Below are 20,830 nucleotides of genomic sequence, written 5' to 3' on the forward strand. Positions count from 1 at the left end.
TTGGTTTAAAGTATTATAACCCTAATTTATTTAAAAATCTCCAAATACTCTTACTTAATTGTATGTTTTGTTTTGTGGTGAAGTTTCCGTGTTTGCCCTTTTTAATGGTTAAAAATTCAGTTTTAACCCGATAAAATTTTAATTTTTTATAGAGAATTACCGATTGCTGGTAGGGTACTATAGGGTCTGCATTTCCATGTGCTATAAAAATGGGAGGACTGTGTCTCGATATATAATTTATAGGAGAAACAGATTCAACAAAAGCGCTGTCTGTATTATTAAAAGACAGCCAGTTGTTCGCTGATTTCCAATAGGCTAGCGGAGTTAAATCGGTTACGCCATATTTGTCTATAATTGCAGCTACTTTAATGTGTTCTGTATTCGGACAATTGGTATCGAAACTTTTGTTATTTCCTAATAAACCAGCCATTAAAGCCAAATGTCCACCAGCAGAACCACCCATGATTACGATTTTAGACGTATCAATATTTAATACCTTGGCATTTTTGTAAATATAAATTAAAGCACAACGTACATCTTCAATAGCCGCAGGGGCAGGAGCCACATCTACTAACCGGTATGCTATATTTGCAATGGCATATCCGTGCTTAAAAAAGGTGCCCAATCCAGTTTGAGATTCTTTGTTACCAGTTCGCCATCCACCTCCATGTATATTAATAACTACAGGTGTTGGTTTTGTTTCATTTGGTTTTGTATATAAATCCATGTGGCCCACCCAATCGTTCACCTGAGTGTAAACAACATCAATTTGGGCAGTATAATCTTCTGGATAAATAACAGAGGTATATTCCTTTTCTTGAGAAGATACCAAGTGTATATAGCTAAGAAATACGAGGGTAAAAACGATAAAACGCTTCATTGTTTAATAGATGTGGGATTAAAATATGTTATTTAAAAAACGCTCAATATTTTCATGGTTGGAACGTATCAATTCGGCTCGAGCATTTTTAATATCTTGTGGTTTTTTATCTTGCGACAGCTTAAATTTGCCTTCCCAAGAATTTATGGTTATTTCAAACATTTCAATATAATCTAAAGCCCCTAGCATGCGTTGGTTATTGGGGTCTAAAATGTATTTATGCTTTGGTGCTTCCAAAAACTCAGTCATTTTAATAATAGACTCTTTTAAGGCTTCTTTACTTTCTATAGCATTAACCGTGCCTTTTAAATGTACTTTAATGTAATTCCAAGTGGGTAACTGTGTTGTAGTATAAATACTGGGTGATATGTAACATTGTGGTCCCGAAAATAAAATAGTTACAGGATACTCATTTTTTAATAAGGCTGCATGCGGATTTTGCTTATCGATATGCCCAATCAATTTACCAAATTCGTTATAAACTAAAGGTAAATGAGTAATAAAAGGTATGTTGTCTTTAATTGAAATGACGGTGGCTAATGGGTACGTTTTAATCACCTCAATGATATGATTAATGTCATTATCTTGATGTATTTTTGGAGGATAATTCAATAGTATGTGCTATTTTAAATTGACGGTTGTTGATTTATAAAATTACAATATTTATCTTTACGTTATGCAAGAAAAACCAGCTTCATTTTCAATAAAAAATTGGAGTCAAGACGACCAACCGCGGGAGAAATTACTCTATAAAGGTAAGGCAACTTTAAGCGATGCTGAATTAGTTGCTATTTTAATTGGTTCGGGTAACCGAGGTGAAAGTGCTGTAGATTTATGCAAGCGTATTTTAGCTAGTGTAGATAATAATTTAAGCGAACTAGGGAAGCTATCCATTAAACAACTTATGGAATTTAAAGGTATTGGTGAAGCAAAAGCTATTACTATAGCTGCTGCTTTAGAGTTAGGTCGTAGACGACGTGGCGAAGAAGCTTTACAAAAGAAGAAAATAACCTCTAGCAAGTCGGTTTTTGAATTGATGCAACCTATTATTGGAGAACTACAACACGAAGAATTCTGGATTATATATTTAAACAATTCTAATAAAGTTATTCTAAAAAATCAGTTAAGTAAAGGAGGTATTACTGGTACTTTGGTTGATGTGCGTTTGGTGCTAAAACAGGCCTTGGAAGTAGGTGCAACGGGACTTATTTTGGCGCATAACCATCCGTCGGGTACCCTAAAACCCAGTGAAGCAGATAAACAAATTACCAATAAGTTAAAAGTAGCAGCAGAAAGTTTAGATATAAAAGTTTTAGACCATTTAATTGTAACTGAAAAAGCATACTTTAGTTTTGCCGATGAAGGTCTTATATAAAATCAATATTCAATCACCGAATACCAATTTTAAATTTTAAAATTGAAATTAACTTTAGCCAATGCTTTTAGTTTACACACATAATATCACACCACGTTTAAAGTATGTTTTTAAGCATGTTTGTACTCGAATTCTTGGTGTTGAGGTCTCTTTTACAACGAAGGTTGAAACCTTTATTGCCCACGATAGTTTAAAAATATCCTATACAAAACAACAACTGGGAAATGAGTTTTTTATTAAAAGTCATGATCTTTTATTTGAACAAGGTTTGAATGATATTGAAATTCATGTTCAATCTTGGTGGCACACGAAATGCTTTTTTTTTAATGGTGAAAAGAGTGCTATACCTTTCGATATTTTTGCAGCATCATTTTATTTGCTTTCAAGGTATGAAGAGTATTTACCTCACGTAAAAGATAATTACGGACGTTTTTTAGCAACCGAAAGCATTGCTTTTAAACATAGTTTTTTGCATCAACCTGTTGTAGATATCTGGGCTTTTAAATTTAAGGACGCATTGCAACTGCAATTTCCGGAATTTAAGTTCCCTCAAAGAAATTATAGTGTTAAACCCATAATAGACGTGCCAAGTCCTTATCATTTTAAGTTGAAAGGCTTTATGAGAAGTTTTGGGGGCAGCTTAAAAGATTTACTTAAGTTTCAGTTGAAGAGTTTGTACGATAGATTTATGGTTGTTTTTGGCTTAAAACATGACCCGTACGACACTTTTAAGTACATTATCAATAAACAAAAACAAAGCAAATTTAAATTTTTGTTTTTCTTTTTAATTGGTGATTTTTCAACTTACGATAAAGGCATTAACCCTAACAATAAGAAATTTGTGTCGCTCATTAAACATGTTGCCGATTATTGCGAAGTAGGTTTGAAAACATCATTTTTTGCTCTTGATGATTTTTCAATTTTGAAAAAGGAGAAGCTTAAAATGGAAGATATTTTAAATACTTCACTAAAAGCATCTCGACAATCGTTTTCAAAATTAAATCTGCCAGAATCTTATAGAAACCTTATTGAGCTTGAGGTATTGGAAGATTATACCATGGGTTATGTTAATCACATTGGGTTTAGGGCAGGTTCTTGCACGCCGTTTTTGTTTTACGATTTAGATTATGAAATTCAAACACCTTTAAAAATACATTCCTATCATGTTATAGATTATGTGTTGTTGAAAGATCAGTCATTATTGGATAAAAAGAAAACACTAAGTAGCGTTTTAAAAGAAGTTAAGCAGGTAAACGGTGAGTTTATTCCTGTATATCATAATTATACGTTTAGCGAGGTAGAACGCTGGAAAGGATTTAAAGAATTGTTTAATATTATTTTAGAATCAGGAAATGAAGCGTAGTGGTATTACCGATGTGTTTTTCGATTTAGATCATACATTGTGGGATTTTGATAAAAATTCAGAATTAACATTTGATAAAATTTTTAAAATGAATGCGATAGATGTTGATTTATATGAATTCTTATCACACTATCGCGACATCAATTTTCAGTATTGGAAACTTTACAGAGATGCGAAAATTGAGAAGGAAGTGTTACGCTTCGGCCGGTTGAGAGATACATTTGTTGCAGCCAATTTACATGTTGATGATGCTATGATTCGTAAACTATCAACCGATTATATCACCTATCTTACCGATAATAATTATTTGTTTGAGAATACTATCGAGATTCTTGATTATCTAAGTTTAAAGTACAACCTGCATATATTGTCCAACGGATTTGAAGAAGTACAATCTAAAAAACTTCTAAAATCGAACATTCATCATTATTTTAAAACCATTACGAATGGTGAAGATATAGGTGTTAAAAAGCCGCATCCTGAAATTTTTCATTATGCTATTAAAAAAGCCAACACAGAAATTAATAGAAGTATTATGATTGGAGATGGTTATGAGGCCGATATAGAAGGCGCTATAAATGTAGGGATGGATGTTATTTATTTTGATACTAATAATATGAACATAGAAACAAACGTTAAACAAATTAATGGATTGATAGAATTAAAAAAATATTTATAAAAGTGTATCTTTACATACTGTTTAACTATTATATTGAATAAAATGAAGATTAAATATATCGCAATACTTATTACATGTTTACTTTCTGCAAGTTTGTTTTCTCAAACTAATTTAAATAATTATAAGTACGTTATTGTACCAAATAAATATGAATTCTTAAAAGAAGCCGACCAATATCAGTTAAATTCCTTAACAGAATTTTTATTTAATAAATGTGGTTTTGTCGCATTAATGGAAGGATCCAATTATCCTGACGATGTTACTAAAAATAGATGTTTGGCATTGAAATCTAATTTAATTAAGGATTCGGGAATGTTTAAAACTAAATTATCTGTAGAACTTAAAAATTGTAATGACCAAGTAGTATTTACTTCAGAAATGGGTGAAAGTAGAGAGAAAGAATATCAACGAGCGTATACTGGAGCGTTGAGAGAAGCTTTTAAATCTATTGAAGCACTTAATTATAAATATGTACCAAATGCTAATAATAGTGTTATAGCTTCACAAGAGGTAGAGACAAAAAGTGAGGTTTCTAAAGAAATACAACAATTAAGAGAAGAAATTCAGAATCTAAAAAAGGAGAAAGAAGCTGTAGTTGTTGAAAAAGTAGAACCTAAGGTTGAAGCTGTTAAAGAGGTTCCTGTAGAAGAGATGGTGGTTAAAGAAGTTTCAGGTACTAACACATTAATAGCAAAAGAACCTGTAAATGGTTTTTTATATGCACAAGCCATAGACAATGGTTTCCAATTAGTAGACAGTACTCCCAAAGTAGTTTATAAAATTAAAAAAACAAGTATTCCAGATGTGTATATGGTAGAAGGTAAAAATGCTACTTTATATAAAAAGGATGGTAATTGGGTTTTAGAATATTATGAAAATAATGTTTTAAAGCAAGAAGAACTTAATATCAAGTTCTAATACCTTCGTTTGCCTAAGGCCTAATACCCATACTTTTCTTTCCAACGTTGTTTTAAGAATTCTCGATGTGCGTTTTCACGTGCGTTATTTCCAGGTTCGTAAAGTTTGGTGTTTTTTACGGTATCAGGCAAAAACTCCTGGTTTGCAAAGTTGTTTTCATAGTTATGTGCGTATTGGTAATTTTCACCATAACCCAGTTCTTTCATGAGTTTTGTAGGCGCATTTCGAATGTCTATTGGCACCGATAAATCCCCTGTTTCTCTTACCAACTGTTGTGCTTTATTAATAGCCGTATAAGCGGTATTACTTTTAGGTGAACAGGCTAAATAAGTAGCACATTGGCTAAGCAGAATTCTAGATTCTGGGTATCCAATAGTTGTAACCGCTTGAAATGTATTGTTGGCAATAACCAAAGCAGTAGGATTGGCGTTTCCAATATCTTCGCTTGCTGAAATGAGTAACCTTCGGGCTATAAATTTTACGTCTTCACCACCTTCAATCATACGGGCTAACCAATACACAGCGGCGTTAGGGTCGCTACCACGAATGGATTTTATAAATGCCGAAATAATATCGTAATGTTGCTCGCCTGTTTTGTCGTAACGAACCGTGTTGTTCTGAATTTTTTGAAGCACACTCTCGTCTGTAATTTCAATCGTATCGGCATTTTCTGAATTTACGATCAGTTCAAAAATGTTCAATAGTTTTCTGGCATCACCACCAGACAGTCTTAAAAGGGCATTCGTTTCCTGTAAGTTTATTTTCTTTTTAGATAAGGATTCATCATTTTCAATAGCACGTTTTAAAAGTGTTTCTAAATCGTTTTTATCAAAAGCATTTAAAATATAAACTTGGCAACGCGATAAAAGTGCAGGAATCACCTCAAAACTTGGATTTTCGGTAGTAGCTCCAATTAAAGTAATCCAACCTTTTTCAACGGCTTGTAATAATGAATCTTGTTGCGATTTGCTAAATCTATGTATTTCGTCAATAAACAAAATAGGATTTTTAGTAGTAAATAAACCACCGCTTTGCTTTGCCTTATCTATCACGTCTCTAATATCTTTAACGCCAGAATTTATAGCACTTAAGGTGTAAAACGGTCTACCAGATTTGGTAGCAATAATATTTGCCAAGGTTGTTTTCCCTGTTCCAGGAGGTCCCCATAAAATCATCGACGGAATTAATCCCTGCTTTATATGTTGCGTTAATACACCGTTTTTACCAACTAAATGTGTTTGGCTTACATAGTCGTCTAAGGTTTTTGGGCGTAATCGTTCTGCTAAAGGTTCATTCATAATGTAAAATTAAAACAATTCTTTTTCAAAAAGGAATCTCTATGCTATTAAGTTTTTTTTTGGCGTGTCCCCGTAAAAACGGGGTCGGGTTTTACGCTATATCTTTTTTTCGTGCCTCAAAAAGGATGCCGCTTCAACCCCTCACGTGGTGTACTTCTGCCATTTTAGCACAAACTTTAAACTTGGTTAACTATTTGCTATCTTTAATTTCATGAATGACCAAGACCATTTTAAATTTTCAACAGGTGTTATAGCATACCCTATTTTTTTTGTGCTTACTATTTGGTTGGTATTTTGGGTGGAAGTTCGTTTTGGTTTCAACTTTAGTAAGTTAGGTATTTATCCACAAACCCTAAAAGGATTACGTGGTGTTTTATTGAGTCCTTTTATTCATGGGAGTGTACAGCATTTATATCATAACACCATTCCGTTGTTTGTATTGTCAATGGCTTTATTTTATTTTTATAGGCGAATAGCTTGGAAAGTTTTATTTTTCGGAATTTTAATTTCAGGTTTTTTAACTTGGTACATTGGCAGACCTTCCTACCACATAGGAGCCAGTGGATTAATATACGTTTTGGTAAGCTTTATATTTTTTAAAGGTGTTTTCGCAAAACATTATCGACTTATTGCCTTATCATTATTAGTAATTTTCATGTATGGAAGTATGATTTGGTATGTATTACCATTGGAAGAAGGCATTTCGTGGGAAGGTCACTTATCCGGGTTAGTTACAGGGTTACTGTTTGCATTAACTTTTAGAAAAGTTATAGAAAAACCTGAAAGATATGTTTGGGAGCAAACCGATTATAACGAAGCGGAAGATCCGTTTTTAAAACATTTTGATGAAAATGGTAATTTTATTGAAAACCTAAATCAAGAAGTAGAGGAGGAGCAACCAATTGTTAATTATACTTTCAAAGAAAACAAGAAATAGTTAAAAAATTTAAGAAAGTCTTTGTCTTACCACTTCATATAAAAAAGCACCGCAAGCTACCGATACATTTAAAGATTCAATTTCACCGAGTATAGGTAGTTTAGCTTTTGCATCAACTACTTTTAAAATGGACGGGTTAATACCTCTATCTTCCGATCCCATGATAATAGCACATGGTTCGGTAAAAGAAACATCATATAGCGTATCATCTGTTTTCTCGGTAGCAGCAATAACTTTGATGCCCGATGATTGCATATAGAAAACAGCATCTTTAATATGGTCAACCTTACAAATAGGTATTTTAAAAACAGCACCTGCACTTGTTTTAATAGTGTCTCCATTTACAGGAGCACCACCTTTTTTTTGGATGACTATACCATTTACACCAGTACATTCTGCAGTACGGATAATAGCACCAAAATTTCGAACATCACTTAGCTGATCTAGCAATAAAAACAAAGGGGTTTTCCCAGACTCCATCACACTCATAACAAGTGTTTCTAAATCATGAAATTCTATAGGAGAAATTTGAGCAACAACACCTTGATGGTTTTTGTTAGTAAGCCTGTTTAATTTTTCAACAGGAACATAGGATATGTTTATAGAGTTTCTGTTAATTAGCGATTCTAATTCGCTAAAAAGCTCACCTTTTAACCCTTTTTGAAGAAATACTTTATCAATAGTTTCACCTGCATTTATAGCTTCAATAGCGGCTCGTATTCCAAAAATTTGTGTCTGGTTTTCCATGGGGTAAAGGTATAAAAAAAGACTGCCAATTTTAATATTGACAGTCTTGATTATTTTAATTTATAAAAAGTATATTTATTTTTGATCCCACCAAACTTTGTCTGTTTCATGATCGATGTCTGGTACATTATCTGTATTATTTAATAATGGATCAGTCGAATATGGAAACCTTTCTGGAATTTGATCGGCAAACGTAACAAGAGGTAAAGGAATTACAGGATATCCTGTACGTCTATAGTCGTTGTAAGTTTCTATTTGTAAAAAATTAGCGATATACTTTTGTTCGATAATCATTTTTTGTGCATCTTCTAAATTTACGGGTAGTACTAGGGTGTTAGTAAAATCTGTAATTTCAGTTGGAGTTAAAATAATAGCCCCATTTGCAACAACTTTTTCTAAATTTGCTTTAACTGCATTTCTTAAGAACGTTTGAGCAGTTGGAAAGGCACTTTTAAATGCATGAGCTTCAGCAGCTATAAATAACAACTCACTATATGTCATCATATCAACTTTACTCGTATTTTTTATAAAATAACCAGCACCACTTAAAGTTCCTTCGGCTTTTACATTAGAAACTGAAGATTTAGAATTAACTTGTATTGTTACTCCATTTTCGGCACCCACTATTAAATCATCTTCTTGTGTAAGCGCATAAGCATCTAATCGTGGATCTGAATTGGAGTTAAGTAAATCTACCATAAACTTATTTATGTATACAATCTGCCATTTATCTTCCCATTGAGCCCATGGGTTATTAGCATCTTCTTTATCTTCAAATGCAAATCCAGCATCATCACTATTAGAAGCAAAACCATCAGATAGGTATGATAAAGCCAAATCCGCTTGTCCATTCCCTTTAGCATAAATAAGACGCAAAGCATATCTAGCTCTTAGACTATTAGCTAGCTTTTTCCATTTTGTTAAACTTCCATTATATAGCAAATCCTTCTTAACAATAAGTCCTGAATTTATAGCATTTGTTAAATGTGTATTGGCCTCGTTTAGAAGCTGATCAATAGCAGTATATAATGCTTCCTGATTATCAAATTTAGGTTTTAAAATTGCTGGATTAAAAGCTTCAGACCATGGAGCTTCATCCCAAAAATCAGCTAGAATAGCAACAGTATAAGCTTGAACGACTTTGCCAATTCCAATATATTGTTCATTCTCATTTGCTTCAGCTTTGCTAACCATGTTTGCAGCATCTTTTAAAACGCCCGTATAAATGGTATATTGCCATGTATTATTTGTATCGGAATCATCAATATATAAAGTTGAAATGTCTCTTGTTATTCCAGAACTTGCAATTTGTTGCGTCCAAAGACTTGCTGCTCTTGCAGGGTATCCACCTGCTAATTCGTAAGAAAGTTGAGCCAAAATACCAGGTAAAATAACATCTTCGGTAATTTGAGAATCAGAAGGAGAATCTGGATCTGTATTTACATCTAAATAATCAGAGCAGCTATTTGTAGTAATGCTTAACAAAAGTATAATACTTAAGTTAAATATTTTTTTATTTATATTTTTCATGACTGTAATTTGTTAAAATGTTAAGTTAAGTGTTAAACTATAACTTTTGTTTGATGGAATCTGAAAATTAGTAATTCCTTGACCATTTCCGCTTCCATATAAACTTAATTCAGGATCAGATCCAGTAAATGAGTCGTGAGATTTAATCCATAAATTTCTACCTGACGCACTAATTGATACAGCTTTAAAACCTGTTTTTGAAATAAATGCTGTTGGAACAGTGTAAGAAAAAGTCACGTTTCTTAATTTAATATAGTCAGTTTTCTGTACAAATTCTTCATCGCCAGCATAACCAGACCAGTAAGTAAAATCTTTTTTAACTGGGATGGTATTTACCGCTCCAGTAGATTCTATCACCCCATTTATTATAACATCTTTCTCTCTATCGGCGGTTAAAATTGATGTACCGTAGTAAGTTTTATAATATTCGTCAAGGTTATACATTTTACCTCCAACACGCATATCCATAACTGCTGATAATTTAAAAGCCTTGTATTCAAAACTTGTAGATAAACCTCCAGTCCAGTCTGGTGTAACAGTTCCTGCGTTTCCTATATTGTCGACTTGTACATAACCATCATCATCTAACAACAATTGGCCATCGTCATTTCTCTTGTATAAAGTAGTCCAAATTACGCCATAAGATTCTCCTTTTCTTATAAAGATACCAGGATTAGTAAAACCTGCAAGTCTTACAGATTCAACACCATCTGCTAATTCTAAAACTTCACTCTCATTTTTAGAATAATTTAAATTCAAATCCCATTTAAAATCTTCAGTTTGAATAGGTGTTAAGTTTAAACTTAATTCAACTCCTTTGTTTTGTATTGCGCCGGCATTTTTATAGATAGAATTAAATCCAGTTGATGATGCTAAAGGAACCTCAAAGATTTGATCTTCACTTCTTCTGTCGTAATAACCAGCTTCAATACCTACTCTATTTTTAAATAGTTGTAAATCAAGACTTATTTCATATTCATTTGTAAATTCTGGTGTTAATTCAGGGTTTCCTTTAATAGCACTTTGAACATAACTTCCAACTCCTTGAAATGGGAAATTAATATTTCCTCTCTGTCCATCACCAGGATTAGCTTTAATATAGCTCGTTTGGGTTGCATATTCAGGAGCATCGTTTCCTACTCTAGAGTAAGAACCTCTAAGCATAGCACGATTTAAAACACCTTGAACTTGAAATACTTTTGCTAAATCAAGACCTAAACTCCCTGAGTAATAGAAAAATGAATTTTTATTTGAAGGTAATGAAGATGACCAGTCATTTCTACCAGTTAAAGTCAAGAATAACAAATTATCATAGCCTAAATTAGCTTGTGCATAGAAAGAATAACTTCTTTTTTCTAAAGTAAGTTCATCAGTTTGTAAAGACGTAGCATTAGACAAATCATAAAAACTAGGGATGATAAATGAAGTTCCTTCAGAATATAATGTAGAATTTTTTCTGTCGAAGAGATTGTAACCCACTAAATAGTCAGCAGTTATTTTCTCACTGAAATCTTTATCTATTGTTAATATAACGTCAGTATTGAAATCACGACTTTTTCTATTTGTCTCAAGTATTCTTCCACTACTGTAAGTGCCAAAAAGACCAGCGTTTTCATAAGATTTTGAATCATATAAATCAAAATCTAAACTTGAAATAGCCTTCAATTGTATCCAATCCTTAATTTTATAAGATAAGGCTAAAGAGGGTTGAAATCTATTTCCTGTGGTTAGAAAACCTGCATTTTTTAACAAATAGTATGAGTTATTTCTACTTGTTGTATGTGCTCTTTGGGCACCGTCCTCATCGGTTGCAGGAAGTGAATTGTAAGATATAGGTGTTGATGAAAGATTGTTCATTATAGATGTTCTTCCATTTCCTTCAAAAGGTCTGTCGTTTTCAGTATTAGTATAGCTAATTTTGCTATCTATACTAATTTTATTTGTAATTTGATGAGAAGAATTCAGAAGGAATGAATACCTGTCAAAAGAATTTGTGGGAACCGTACCTTTTTGATTATAAATTCCAACAGAGGCATAATAAGATGATTTATCACTACCACCTTGTACACTTAAAGAATTATCAAATGTAGTACCTGTATTAAAAAATTCATATGGATTATAAGTTTGTATGCCATTTTCAGAGGCTTTAGGACCCCAACTTAAAGATGTTTGATTACCAGGTTCTCCCGTATAAAATACACCGCCAATTCCTTGAGCATATTCCTTTTGATATTCAGGTTCTATGATAGTACTTAGTGTTGTAGTTGTTTTGAAATTAACTGTTGGAGTAGTGTTATTACGACCTTTATGAGTCTCAATAACAATAACACCATTTGCAGCACGAGAACCATAAAGAGCAGATGCTGCAGCACCTTTAAGTATAGATATATTCTTGATTTGATCAGGAGCAATATTGATTGTGCCTCCAGGAGCACTACCATAGAATAATGCTTGGTCACTATCTCTCGCGTCAAATAAACTTTCACTATTCGAAACAGGTACACCGTCAATAACATATAATGGTGAATTGTCGAAATTTAAAGAAGATACGCCTCTAATTAAAATTCTAGAAGAACCACCTGCTAAAGCAGAAGAACTATTAATTTGTATTCCTGTAGTTTTTCCAGCTAAAGCGTTGACAAAATCTGCTTCGTTAGATTTTATAACTTCTTCGGTGTCAACTTTTGAAACAGAATAAGCAAGTTTACTTGGGTCTTTACTAATACCCAAGGCAGTAATAACCACTTCTTCCAAGACAGCGGCATCTTCGCTCAACTGTACATTGATTGAGTTTGATGCATCTACTTTTATCTCTTTAGTTGTATACCCAACAAAACTAAATACTAGAGTAGACTCTTGATTCGCTCTTATTAAATATTTTCCATCGAAATCGGTAGAAGTACCTGTAGAGGTGCCTTTTACTAAGACTGTGGCTCCAGGAAGCGGTAATCCAGAATCATCTGATACAGTACCTGAAATAGTCTTTTCTTGTGCAAACGTTAGTTGCACGACAAACGCTAGTAATAGCGTTAGAATTCCACTAAACTTTGTTTTCATTTTATAATTATTTGAATTAGTCAATGGCAAAAATCACAATAAAAAGTTAATAAAACAATAAATAATGGTTAAAATGTGCTTTTTTGTTTTTTTTTAGCTAAATATAAATTTTCAGACCAATAATTGTAGTTATAGCGATATTTTTATTGTAATTTTTAATATCCTGCAGTGTCCTTAAGTATAAGGATGATCTTGATAATAAGACTTTAACAGGTTTAATGGTCATTTCTGGTAATAACAAATAAAATAAATTAAGGGGTATGTTAAAACTGTTCTATGAGTGGTCTTTCTTGGTTTTGGAATAGTAATTATTGAATTTCAGTCAGGTTATAGTGTTGTGATTATTAAAATATATCCAAAAAAAAGAGGCTGTCTTTGTAGCCAGCCTCTTTAAGAAATAATTTAAGGTATTTGATATTATTTAACTTGAGCTTCGCCAAATTCAATAGATATCTCTGTTAAGGTGGTTCCGCCATTAGTGGTAAGGACATCACCGATTTTAATCATACCGTACTCTATAACATCTACATCTCTGGTTATTTTATAAATATATAAATCACCCTTTGCGGTAGCGCTAACTTCTGTAACTTTAGTTCCTGCATCGTATAATCTTTTTGCTACTAGTAAATCTTTTTCAGAATAAAGTTTATCTACAGTATTATAGTAATCGCTTTCACCAGATAAATCTCCCACTTTTACAAAATCAATAGCAGTTGCACCTTCTTTTTCAAATCCAGTTGGACTTTTAAATTTAATTTCAGCAGCATCCGTATTCAAGTCTGTATAAAAAGTAGCAGTATCTAAATTCAGTTTGTTTTTAGTAAGGTCTGAGCTTAATACTACTTTATTGCTAGTTTCAAAAGTTTGGCTTATTATAGGCATGTATGTTTCAAGTGAATCTGTTAAAGTTCCACTTATAGCTATAAATCTATAGTAAAGGGTGTCTTTAACTTTTAAGTTATATCCATAAGAAGCATTTGTGAAATTAGTAAAGATAATCTCGTCACCATCTACATTTAAAGCCGATCCAAGTGGGGTGGTAGGAGCATATATACCTTCTTTACCCTTTTTCCATTCTAAAGAGATGTTATCTATTATTGCAGATTTTGTAGATGCTCCAAATATTAAAGTATCTGCTACTGCCGTATTGTAGATAATGGCATCTAAACCTTTTTCTAAAGAAAGTGCTTTAATTATTTTTACGTTAAAGTCTTTTGAATAAGGTTTACCATTAGAAAGCGTTGCAACAACATTAAAATCTATTCCGTCTTCTTCATTACCAATTAAAGTGCCTAAAAGTGAAGAGTTGAAGGTCGCTATGTCTCCAGTAATGATAGCGTCAACAGTTGTTGCTCCTTGTGTTACCGTCATACCTGTTACAGTAACATCGTCTGCTGTAATGATTGATAATTCCATAGTATGGTTTTCATCTAGATTACTTAAGCTAGACGTGTTCAATACTATATTTGCACCTAAATTTGCGTAGTCAATTTCTCCCTCATCATTGGTGCAAGAAAGAATTACAGATAGGGATAATATAAAAAATATTTTGAGTTTTTTCATAATTTGTATTTTTGTGCCTGTTCTTAATTAAAGTTTATCAAAAAATAGTTTTGTTTCTAATTCGTCTCCGCCTATACTTGCGCTTGCAGCAGCTAAATTAGTTCCATTTAATGAAAGTTCAACCGTTGGATATGTAAATCTGTAAGGAGGCTGGTTGTTAGTTGTTTCTGCATCAGCTGGAGCTATTAATATTGGGAAGTCTAAACGTCTCCATTCAGTCCAAGATTCAAAACCTCTATTATATAGCGCTAACCATTTTTGAGTACCTATTTTTTGTTTATAATTACCAGCTGCACTGCTATAACCTACGCTTCCTTGGCCTAGATAAGTACTAGCTTCAGCATCCGTTCCTCCCCAATATTTAATAGAAGCTGTAACAGCATTATTGTAATGTGTTCCTGCAGTTCCTGTAATAAAATTTCTTTCAACAGCTTCTGCTAATAAAAATTCAACTTCAAAATAAGTCATTAATGGAGCTTCTAATGTTGGGTCTTTTCCAATTTTATCAGACACGTGTGAGTATTGACTAAAAGAGTTTAGTTCTCCATAAACACCACCTTTGTAAACACCGTTATAGAGTGTGAAATAATCATCTCTACGCGGATCGTTTAATGTTGTCATCATATCTACAATAGTATTTGTAGGAACATAATCATCACGACCCGATAATACTAATGCGGCATAAATAGGATTTGTATATGGTGCAGCAGATTCAAAAGCTATTTTCATATCATCATCAGCAGAAGTGAAAACACCTGCAGTTACGGCCTCACTAACAACTGTTTTTGCTTTAACAGCATCAGAATCGGCTATTAACATGCCCATTTGAAGTTTTAAAGAGTTCGCGAATTTTAACCATTTTTCAATATCTCCATTATAAACAATATCTTCTGATGTTGAAAAACCAACTTCATCAGTTATAAATTTAGAGATTACATTTTCATCTAATCTATCTAGTAAATCATTAAAAACCGTTTCTTGTTTATCAAAAACTGGATTTAAAATATCGATGTCTAATGCTTCTGTGTATGGAATATCTCCAAATGACGTTACTAAAACATAGTACGTATAAATCTCATAAAGTTCTATAGTAGCTATTTTATTTGTTTGCACATCTGGAAGACCTGAAACTAAGCTTTTAGATTCTTTAAAGTTTTTTAGAACATCGCGGTATAAAGTTTCCCAATGAAATTCATCAATATTCCTTGTTTTTAAATCATAATTTGCCTCATCGGTATATGTGGTTTCTGTCCAGTTTTGAACAATGAGACGAAAAATATTCTCATTTACACTGGTTTCTGTCATTTGATTAAACAACTTATACTGGGCGCTTGTAAAAAGAGATGCATCCGTTGTTACTGCGAAATCTTTTTTGTTTACGTTAAGCTCTTCTAAATCTTTAGTACAAGAAAGTGAGACTAAAGCCAAAAGTGCTATTATTATATTTTTTTTCATTTTTCTATGTATTAAAATTGAAATTTAACATTAAGTGCGTAATTCTTCGTAGTAGGTAGTGAACCAGAGGAAAGACCTTGGATGTTACCAGCACCAAATCCTGTTTCAGGATCTGCATCAGGTATGTTTTTGTGGATAATCCATAAGTTGGAACCTACAAGTGTTATAGATAGATTATCTAATGATAATTTAGATGTAATATCTTTTGGGAAATTATAAGATAAACTAGCTTCACGTAATTTAACAAAAGAAGCATCATAAACAAACTCACTTAAAGGAAGTGTTTGATAACCTGTGCTACCAAAACCACTAGCGTCTAACCTGGTTGTATTTGGAGTTCCATCTGCTAAAACACCTTCATAAATAAATCCACCACCATTAGCTAATGTATTTCTTACAGGATTTCCTAAGTCGTTAATAAAATCTGAACTAGCTAAAACTCCTGTAGCTTGCCCGTAACGTTGATCTAAAGAAAACATATCTCCACCATGTCTAACGTCTATAAAGAAACTAAATGTTAAGTTTTTATAAGAAAGTGTATTTCTTATACCTCCTAACCAATCAGGATTACCATTACCTATAATTTGATCTGAAGCAGTAGCTACTGGCACACCATCTTCATCTATTATTTTTTGACCGTTTTCATTATATGTATAATCGCTTCCTTTTAAAGCTCCGTAAGATTCACCTATTCTTGCAACAACTTGAGCGCTAAAAGAACCTAGTAATAATTCGTCTAATCCTTCAGCTAAAGACACAACAGTGTTTTCATTTTTAGACCAGTTTACGTTAACTTTCCATTTAAAATTGTCAGTAATATCAAATTCAGTGAAAGCAGATAGTTCAATACCTTTATTTTCTAATTCCCCTGCATTTATAATCTTACTTAAGTATCCAGTAGTTTCACTTACAGAAACAGGTACAATTTGATCTGTTGTATTTGTTTTATAATAAGCAATATCGAAACCAAGATTAGCTTTTTCTAAAAACTTCATTTCTAAACCAATTTCGTAAGATCTTGAAATCTCTGGTTTTAAATCTGGGTTTTTCTTAGAGTTACTTACGGCAGCAGCAGCATTTCCTTGGAAAGATGTTAAACTTGTGTAAGTATCATTAATTTGATCGAAATCTGTTGCGTTTCCAATTTGTGCCCAATTAGCTCTTAACTTACCGAACTTGATAGCAGGAACATCTAGGTTTTGAGAAAATATGTAAGATCCTGAAACTGCTGGGTAGTAGTATGAGTTATTTGCAGCAGGTAGAGTGGATGTTTTGTCTCTACGTAAAGTACCTTCTATAAATAAGAAGTTTTTATACCCAAGGGTTGCTCCAGCATAAAAACTTTGCACCTCTATAGTTTCATCTCTCTCTTTAGGGTTAGGTAATGCATCGGTTGAATTTTGAAGAGAATATACTCCTGGTACTTTAAGGCCACCGTTTGTTGCAGCAGTTACCATGTTTAAAGTATTACTTCTAAGATTTCCACCTAAGAATGCACTAAAATCTAAATCATCGGTAATGTCTTTAGAATAGTTCAATATTGCATCTAAATTTGTTTCTCTAGAATTAATATTTCTTCTTAAGTATCCAGAAGTTTGGTCGTTTCTGTTATAACTACCGTCGCTTCCTTCATTTATACCAAAGGCAGTTGGTACAGATCCCACAGCTCTTCGTTCTTCTTGTATTTCACTATATTGATCTACAGAGGCTTTCCCTGTTATGCTCAGGTTTTCTACAATATCATATTTTAATTGCGCATATCCTGTAAACCTGTTTCTACCGTCATTTTGATAATTTTCGTAACGTGTCCAATATGGATTATCCCAATATATAGGCGTTAAGTCTGTTGGAGACTTTGGGTTCCATGTGATATTTTCACGGGTTAAAAAATATGCATCTTTTTGTTTTTGATAATCGACATTGTTTTGTCCCCATTGGCGCATAAAACCTACAATATTATCGCTGTATCCAGTCGAGTTTCTACCTACGGTTGCCGTGTTTATATAAGTGGCATAACCCGTTGCTTCTAATTTATCTGTTAACTGGGCTGTTGTAGATAAAGAGAATGTGTTCTTGTTTTGTGAGCTGTTAGGTAGTAAGCCAGTAGCATCGTAGTTAGAGTATGACAATCTAAAAGACCCCCCGTCAAATCTTTTTGAAACAGAAACAGAGTTTGTGTAAGACGTTGGAGTTTCAAAGAAGGTTATAGGTCCGTTTTTAGTCGCTTCCCAAGGGCTAGCAACACCATAGGTATCTGTTAATTGTGGGTATAGTGCATCCCATTGGATTAAATTTAAATTAGAATCAAATTTAGGCCCGTAAGAAGCATCATCGTTTACGTTTGCGTAGTTGTCAATAATGCCGTCTCCATTAAAATCTGATGGTGTGAAATTAAAATCGTTTCCGCCATAACCAGCGCCGTATCCTGTTTGGAATTCAGGAAAAGTACTTCTATCTATGCTTCCGGTGCTAACATTTGAAGATATAGTTACTGAGTAGTCTTTGGAACTAGACCCTTTACCTTTTTTAGTATTAATTACAATAACACCATTCGAAGCTCTAGAACCATATAAAGCTGTTGCAGCAGATCCTTTTAAAACATTCATCGATTCAATATCATCTGGGTTTAAATCCGAAACAGGATTTCCATAATCGTAACCGGTAGCTCCTTGAGCTTGAGTACCAGTATTTGTGTTTGTATTGGAAATTGGCACACCGTCAATAACAAATAGCGCTTGGTTAGATCCTGTTAAAGAGGTTTGTCCTCTAATAACCACATTGGTAGATCCCCCAAGATTATTTGTTCTCTGAATTGAGAGTCCAGCAACTTTACCAGAAAGTTGATTAAGTACATTAGATTCTTTAACAGTAGAAATCTCTTCATTTCCAACTTCTTGTGTTGCGTATCCTAAAGATTTTTTACTTCTTTTAATACCCAACGCTGTTACAACAACTTCATCTAAAGTTGCAGCATCCTCTGCTAATGTAACATTAATTACTGTTTTTGTTCCAATAGTTGTTTCTTTAGTAGTATACCCAATAAAACTAATTACAAGAGTAGCCCCTTGGTTAGTTGTTATTGAATAGTTACCATCGAAATCTGTTGAAGTTCCAGAAGATGTACCTTTCACTACGACTGTAGCTCCAGGGAGCGGTAAGCCAGAAGCGTCTGATACTGTCCCTGAAATTGTCTTTTCTTGTGCAAATGTTAGTTGCACAACAAACGCTAATAAAAGCGTTAGCATTCCACTAAACTTTGTTTTCATTTTATAATTATTTGAATTAGTCAACGTCAAAAATCCTAATAAAAAGTTAAGAAAACAATAAATAATGGTTAAAATGTATGATTTAGAGTAAAAATTTGAGAAAATGATAATTTTAGGTTAGAAATTAGCACTCAAACTTAGGTGAATCTTAGAATTTGAAAGTTTAAATGGCGTATTCTCAGTTTTACCATTGGCGTAGTTAAATTTAAGAAGACCTGTCTTGGTTAATATCCCAAAACCGAAACCAATGCCTAAGAGTTTTTCATTAATATTTAAAATTTTATTTTCAAAATATGCCCAATCAGTGATGGTATGTATGTAGATAGAATTGTTTAGGAGGAATCTATATTCTGAATTTAATAACCCATATGAAGTAGCGAAAATACTGTTTTCTTCAAAACCTCTTATGGAATTGATACCCCCAAATAGGATAAGTTCATTTTCAAAATAAGTTTTTGAGTTAAGGGCAGCACCATTTATTCTAAAATAAAGACTGTTTTTAATGTCTAATTTCAAAATTTTAAATGCATCTATATTTAATAGCGATTGTTTCTCTTGTTGGCTTGATTCGGTTCTTCTGCCAAAATTACTTTCGAGATAAAACAGTGAGTTTACAGGGAAAAGTGAATTTAAATTTTGATTTTTTAAATATTGATAAGCAAATGTGAAATAGGATGTTTTGTAGTCATATATATTTGATGATGTGGATATATTTAATAAGTTGCTGGATTGTGTTGATGAAATTCCTGAATAAATTTTATGTTTAGTGTTTATTTGATAATGTATTTTAAAGCCTTGATTTACCGTAGTAAACGATGAATCTCTTTTGAAAATACGCAATGCAAAATCTAATCCAATAGGAGATTTGAACAAATATGGCAGAGATAAATTAGTTTCGAACGTTTTTTGGTCGCTTTCATCACTTTTGTAAAGTAGTTTAAACGATTCGCCGTAATTTAAATTATTAGTAAGGTTTAAATTTAGATAACCATCAAACTGTAGTTTGTTGGTGTCTTCATTAGTGCCAAAACCTAAAAATCCGTCAAACGAATTGCTTTTTGTTTTTTGAAGGTATAAATATAAAGTTGTAGAGTCTTTTGAAAACAAAACTTCAGGTGATTTTATTTCACTTGCGAATTTTAAATTATTTAATTGCTCCGTTTTCGTTTTTATAACATTTAAATTAAATGTTTGATTGGGTTTTATTTTAAGGTAGTGTATTAAATACGAACTCGGAAACTTGTTATAACCTTTTATTATAATATCGTTTATTACTCGTTTTTGGTTTGTTGTTTCTAAAATTAAGTTCGCTTTTAAATTAGATTTATTATCAATTTCAATATTAAACAAATGCAATTTTGAAAATGGAAATCCTTTTTCAGATATCTTGGAGTTTATATAATGTAAGGTTTTTTCAAGTTCAATAAAAGGTATGGTGAAATAAGTGTCAAATACGTTTTTTGATATGACATTTAATAGTTTCGGGTTGAAAAGTGATTTATCATAATATATAAATATACTAGTGTATTTTTTTTTCAGATGAATTTCAGTTAAAAAAACAGAATCATTAACGCGATGAATATTTTTCAATTCATTTTCAATATAACCAATTTTATATAAAATTTTTTGAAGTGAATCTATTTCCCTTTTAATAGATAAATAGTTTTCATGGTTTTTAACATAATTTAAAGAATCAATAGAGGTTGTTTCAGCCAGGGTATGCCCTACGATTTTAAGCTGCAAGTTTTGGCAAAACATTACA

15 protein-coding genes are annotated in these 20,830 nt (G+C 32.5%); 5 read left to right on the forward strand and 10 right to left on the reverse strand.

The window, feature by feature from the left end; genetic code table 11:
- Positions 1-13: 13 nt before the first annotated feature.
- Positions 14-880, reverse strand: coding sequence for an alpha/beta hydrolase (locus QLS71_RS10620; RefSeq protein WP_308992949.1), 867 nt, complete (start codon positions 878-880; stop codon positions 14-16).
- 18 nt (positions 881-898) lie between these two features.
- Positions 899-1,492, reverse strand: a complete 594-nt coding sequence (locus QLS71_RS10625) for an FMN-binding negative transcriptional regulator (protein ID WP_308992950.1) — start codon at positions 1,490-1,492, stop codon at positions 899-901.
- 64 nt (positions 1,493-1,556) lie between these two features.
- On the opposite strand from QLS71_RS10625, the gene radC reads away from it, so the two are divergent.
- From radC to QLS71_RS10645, 4 genes are all read left to right on the forward strand, one after another.
- Complete coding sequence (gene radC / locus QLS71_RS10630) at positions 1,557-2,255, forward strand: DNA repair protein RadC (RefSeq protein ID WP_308992951.1); 699 nt, start codon at positions 1,557-1,559, stop codon at positions 2,253-2,255.
- A gap of 61 nt (positions 2,256-2,316) precedes the next feature.
- Positions 2,317-3,618 carry a polysaccharide deacetylase family protein gene (locus tag QLS71_RS10635; RefSeq protein ID WP_308992952.1) on the forward strand — a complete coding sequence of 434 codons (1,302 nt, stop codon included), beginning with the start codon at positions 2,317-2,319 and terminating at the stop codon, positions 3,616-3,618.
- A complete protein-coding gene (locus tag QLS71_RS10640) occupies positions 3,608-4,297 on the forward strand; it encodes a YjjG family noncanonical pyrimidine nucleotidase (RefSeq protein WP_308992953.1) in 690 nt (229 codons plus the stop codon). Before QLS71_RS10635 ends, QLS71_RS10640 begins: the two co-directional genes overlap by 11 nt.
- A 42-nt stretch (positions 4,298-4,339) precedes the next feature.
- The gene (locus tag QLS71_RS10645) at positions 4,340-5,215 is read left to right on the forward strand and encodes a hypothetical protein (protein ID WP_308992954.1); all 876 of its coding nucleotides are present in this window, start codon (positions 4,340-4,342) and stop codon (positions 5,213-5,215) included.
- 20 nt (positions 5,216-5,235) lie between these two features.
- Here QLS71_RS10645 and QLS71_RS10650 read toward each other — a convergent pair whose 3' ends face one another.
- The gene (locus tag QLS71_RS10650; protein WP_308992955.1) at positions 5,236-6,513 is read right to left on the reverse strand and encodes a replication-associated recombination protein A; all 1,278 of its coding nucleotides are present in this window, start codon (positions 6,511-6,513) and stop codon (positions 5,236-5,238) included.
- A gap of 211 nt (positions 6,514-6,724) precedes the next feature.
- On the opposite strand from QLS71_RS10650, the gene QLS71_RS10655 reads away from it, so the two are divergent.
- Complete coding sequence (locus QLS71_RS10655) at positions 6,725-7,450, forward strand: rhomboid family intramembrane serine protease (protein ID WP_308992956.1); 726 nt, start codon at positions 6,725-6,727, stop codon at positions 7,448-7,450.
- A gap of 9 nt (positions 7,451-7,459) precedes the next feature.
- On the opposite strand, the gene rlmB is transcribed toward QLS71_RS10655, so the two are convergent.
- The 7 genes from rlmB to QLS71_RS10690 all read right to left on the reverse strand — a co-directional run bounded on the left by rlmB (position 7,460) and on the right by QLS71_RS10690 (position 20,811).
- Complete coding sequence (gene rlmB, locus QLS71_RS10660) at positions 7,460-8,197, reverse strand: 23S rRNA (guanosine(2251)-2'-O)-methyltransferase RlmB (RefSeq protein WP_308992957.1); 738 nt, start codon at positions 8,195-8,197, stop codon at positions 7,460-7,462.
- Positions 8,198-8,272: 75 nt separating this feature from the next.
- The gene (locus QLS71_RS10665; RefSeq protein WP_308992958.1) at positions 8,273-9,727 is read right to left on the reverse strand and encodes a SusD/RagB family nutrient-binding outer membrane lipoprotein; all 1,455 of its coding nucleotides are present in this window, start codon (positions 9,725-9,727) and stop codon (positions 8,273-8,275) included.
- A gap of 12 nt (positions 9,728-9,739) precedes the next feature.
- Entirely contained in the window at positions 9,740-12,784 is a 3,045-nt protein-coding gene (locus tag QLS71_RS10670) for a SusC/RagA family TonB-linked outer membrane protein (RefSeq protein WP_308992959.1), read from the reverse strand.
- A 417-nt stretch (positions 12,785-13,201) separates the two neighbouring features.
- Complete coding sequence (locus tag QLS71_RS10675) at positions 13,202-14,347, reverse strand: hypothetical protein (RefSeq protein ID WP_308992960.1); 1,146 nt, start codon at positions 14,345-14,347, stop codon at positions 13,202-13,204.
- Positions 14,348-14,374: 27 nt separating this feature from the next.
- Positions 14,375-15,802 carry a SusD/RagB family nutrient-binding outer membrane lipoprotein gene (locus tag QLS71_RS10680; RefSeq protein ID WP_308992961.1) on the reverse strand — a complete coding sequence of 476 codons (1,428 nt, stop codon included), beginning with the start codon at positions 15,800-15,802 and terminating at the stop codon, positions 14,375-14,377.
- Between the two features lie 11 nt (positions 15,803-15,813).
- Entirely contained in the window at positions 15,814-19,068 is a 3,255-nt protein-coding gene (locus tag QLS71_RS10685) for a SusC/RagA family TonB-linked outer membrane protein (protein WP_308992962.1), read from the reverse strand.
- A gap of 117 nt (positions 19,069-19,185) precedes the next feature.
- Positions 19,186-20,811 carry a POTRA domain-containing protein gene (locus tag QLS71_RS10690; protein ID WP_308992963.1) on the reverse strand — a complete coding sequence of 542 codons (1,626 nt, stop codon included), beginning with the start codon at positions 20,809-20,811 and terminating at the stop codon, positions 19,186-19,188.
- Positions 20,812-20,830: the final 19 nt, after the last annotated feature.

It is taken from the genome of Mariniflexile litorale (assembly GCF_031128465.2).
Taxonomy (GTDB): Bacteria; Bacteroidota; Bacteroidia; order Flavobacteriales; family Flavobacteriaceae; genus Mariniflexile; species Mariniflexile litorale.

What these genes read in the sequence shown, in the direction of transcription:
- QLS71_RS10650 (WP_308992955.1), bottom strand. Translation starts at nt 6,513, where the DNA reads ATGAATGAACCTTTAGCAGAACGATTACGCCCAAAAACCTTAGACGAC.
- rlmB (WP_308992957.1), bottom strand. Translation starts at nt 8,197, where the DNA reads ATGGAAAACCAGACACAAATTTTTGGAATACGAGCCGCTATTGAAGCT.
- QLS71_RS10640 (WP_308992953.1), top strand. Translation starts at nt 3,608, where the DNA reads ATGAAGCGTAGTGGTATTACCGATGTGTTTTTCGATTTAGATCATACA.
- radC (WP_308992951.1), top strand. Translation starts at nt 1,557, where the DNA reads ATGCAAGAAAAACCAGCTTCATTTTCAATAAAAAATTGGAGTCAAGAC.
- QLS71_RS10675 (WP_308992960.1), bottom strand. Translation starts at nt 14,347, where the DNA reads ATGAAAAAACTCAAAATATTTTTTATATTATCCCTATCTGTAATTCTT.
- QLS71_RS10635 (WP_308992952.1), top strand. Translation starts at nt 2,317, where the DNA reads ATGCTTTTAGTTTACACACATAATATCACACCACGTTTAAAGTATGTT.
- QLS71_RS10670 (WP_308992959.1), bottom strand. Translation starts at nt 12,784, where the DNA reads ATGAAAACAAAGTTTAGTGGAATTCTAACGCTATTACTAGCGTTTGTC.
- QLS71_RS10665 (WP_308992958.1), bottom strand. Translation starts at nt 9,727, where the DNA reads ATGAAAAATATAAATAAAAAAATATTTAACTTAAGTATTATACTTTTG.
- QLS71_RS10620 (WP_308992949.1), bottom strand. Translation starts at nt 880, where the DNA reads ATGAAGCGTTTTATCGTTTTTACCCTCGTATTTCTTAGCTATATACAC.
- QLS71_RS10680 (WP_308992961.1), bottom strand. Translation starts at nt 15,802, where the DNA reads ATGAAAAAAAATATAATAATAGCACTTTTGGCTTTAGTCTCACTTTCT.
- QLS71_RS10645 (WP_308992954.1), top strand. Translation starts at nt 4,340, where the DNA reads ATGAAGATTAAATATATCGCAATACTTATTACATGTTTACTTTCTGCA.
- QLS71_RS10685 (WP_308992962.1), bottom strand. Translation starts at nt 19,068, where the DNA reads ATGAAAACAAAGTTTAGTGGAATGCTAACGCTTTTATTAGCGTTTGTT.
- QLS71_RS10655 (WP_308992956.1), top strand. Translation starts at nt 6,725, where the DNA reads ATGAATGACCAAGACCATTTTAAATTTTCAACAGGTGTTATAGCATAC.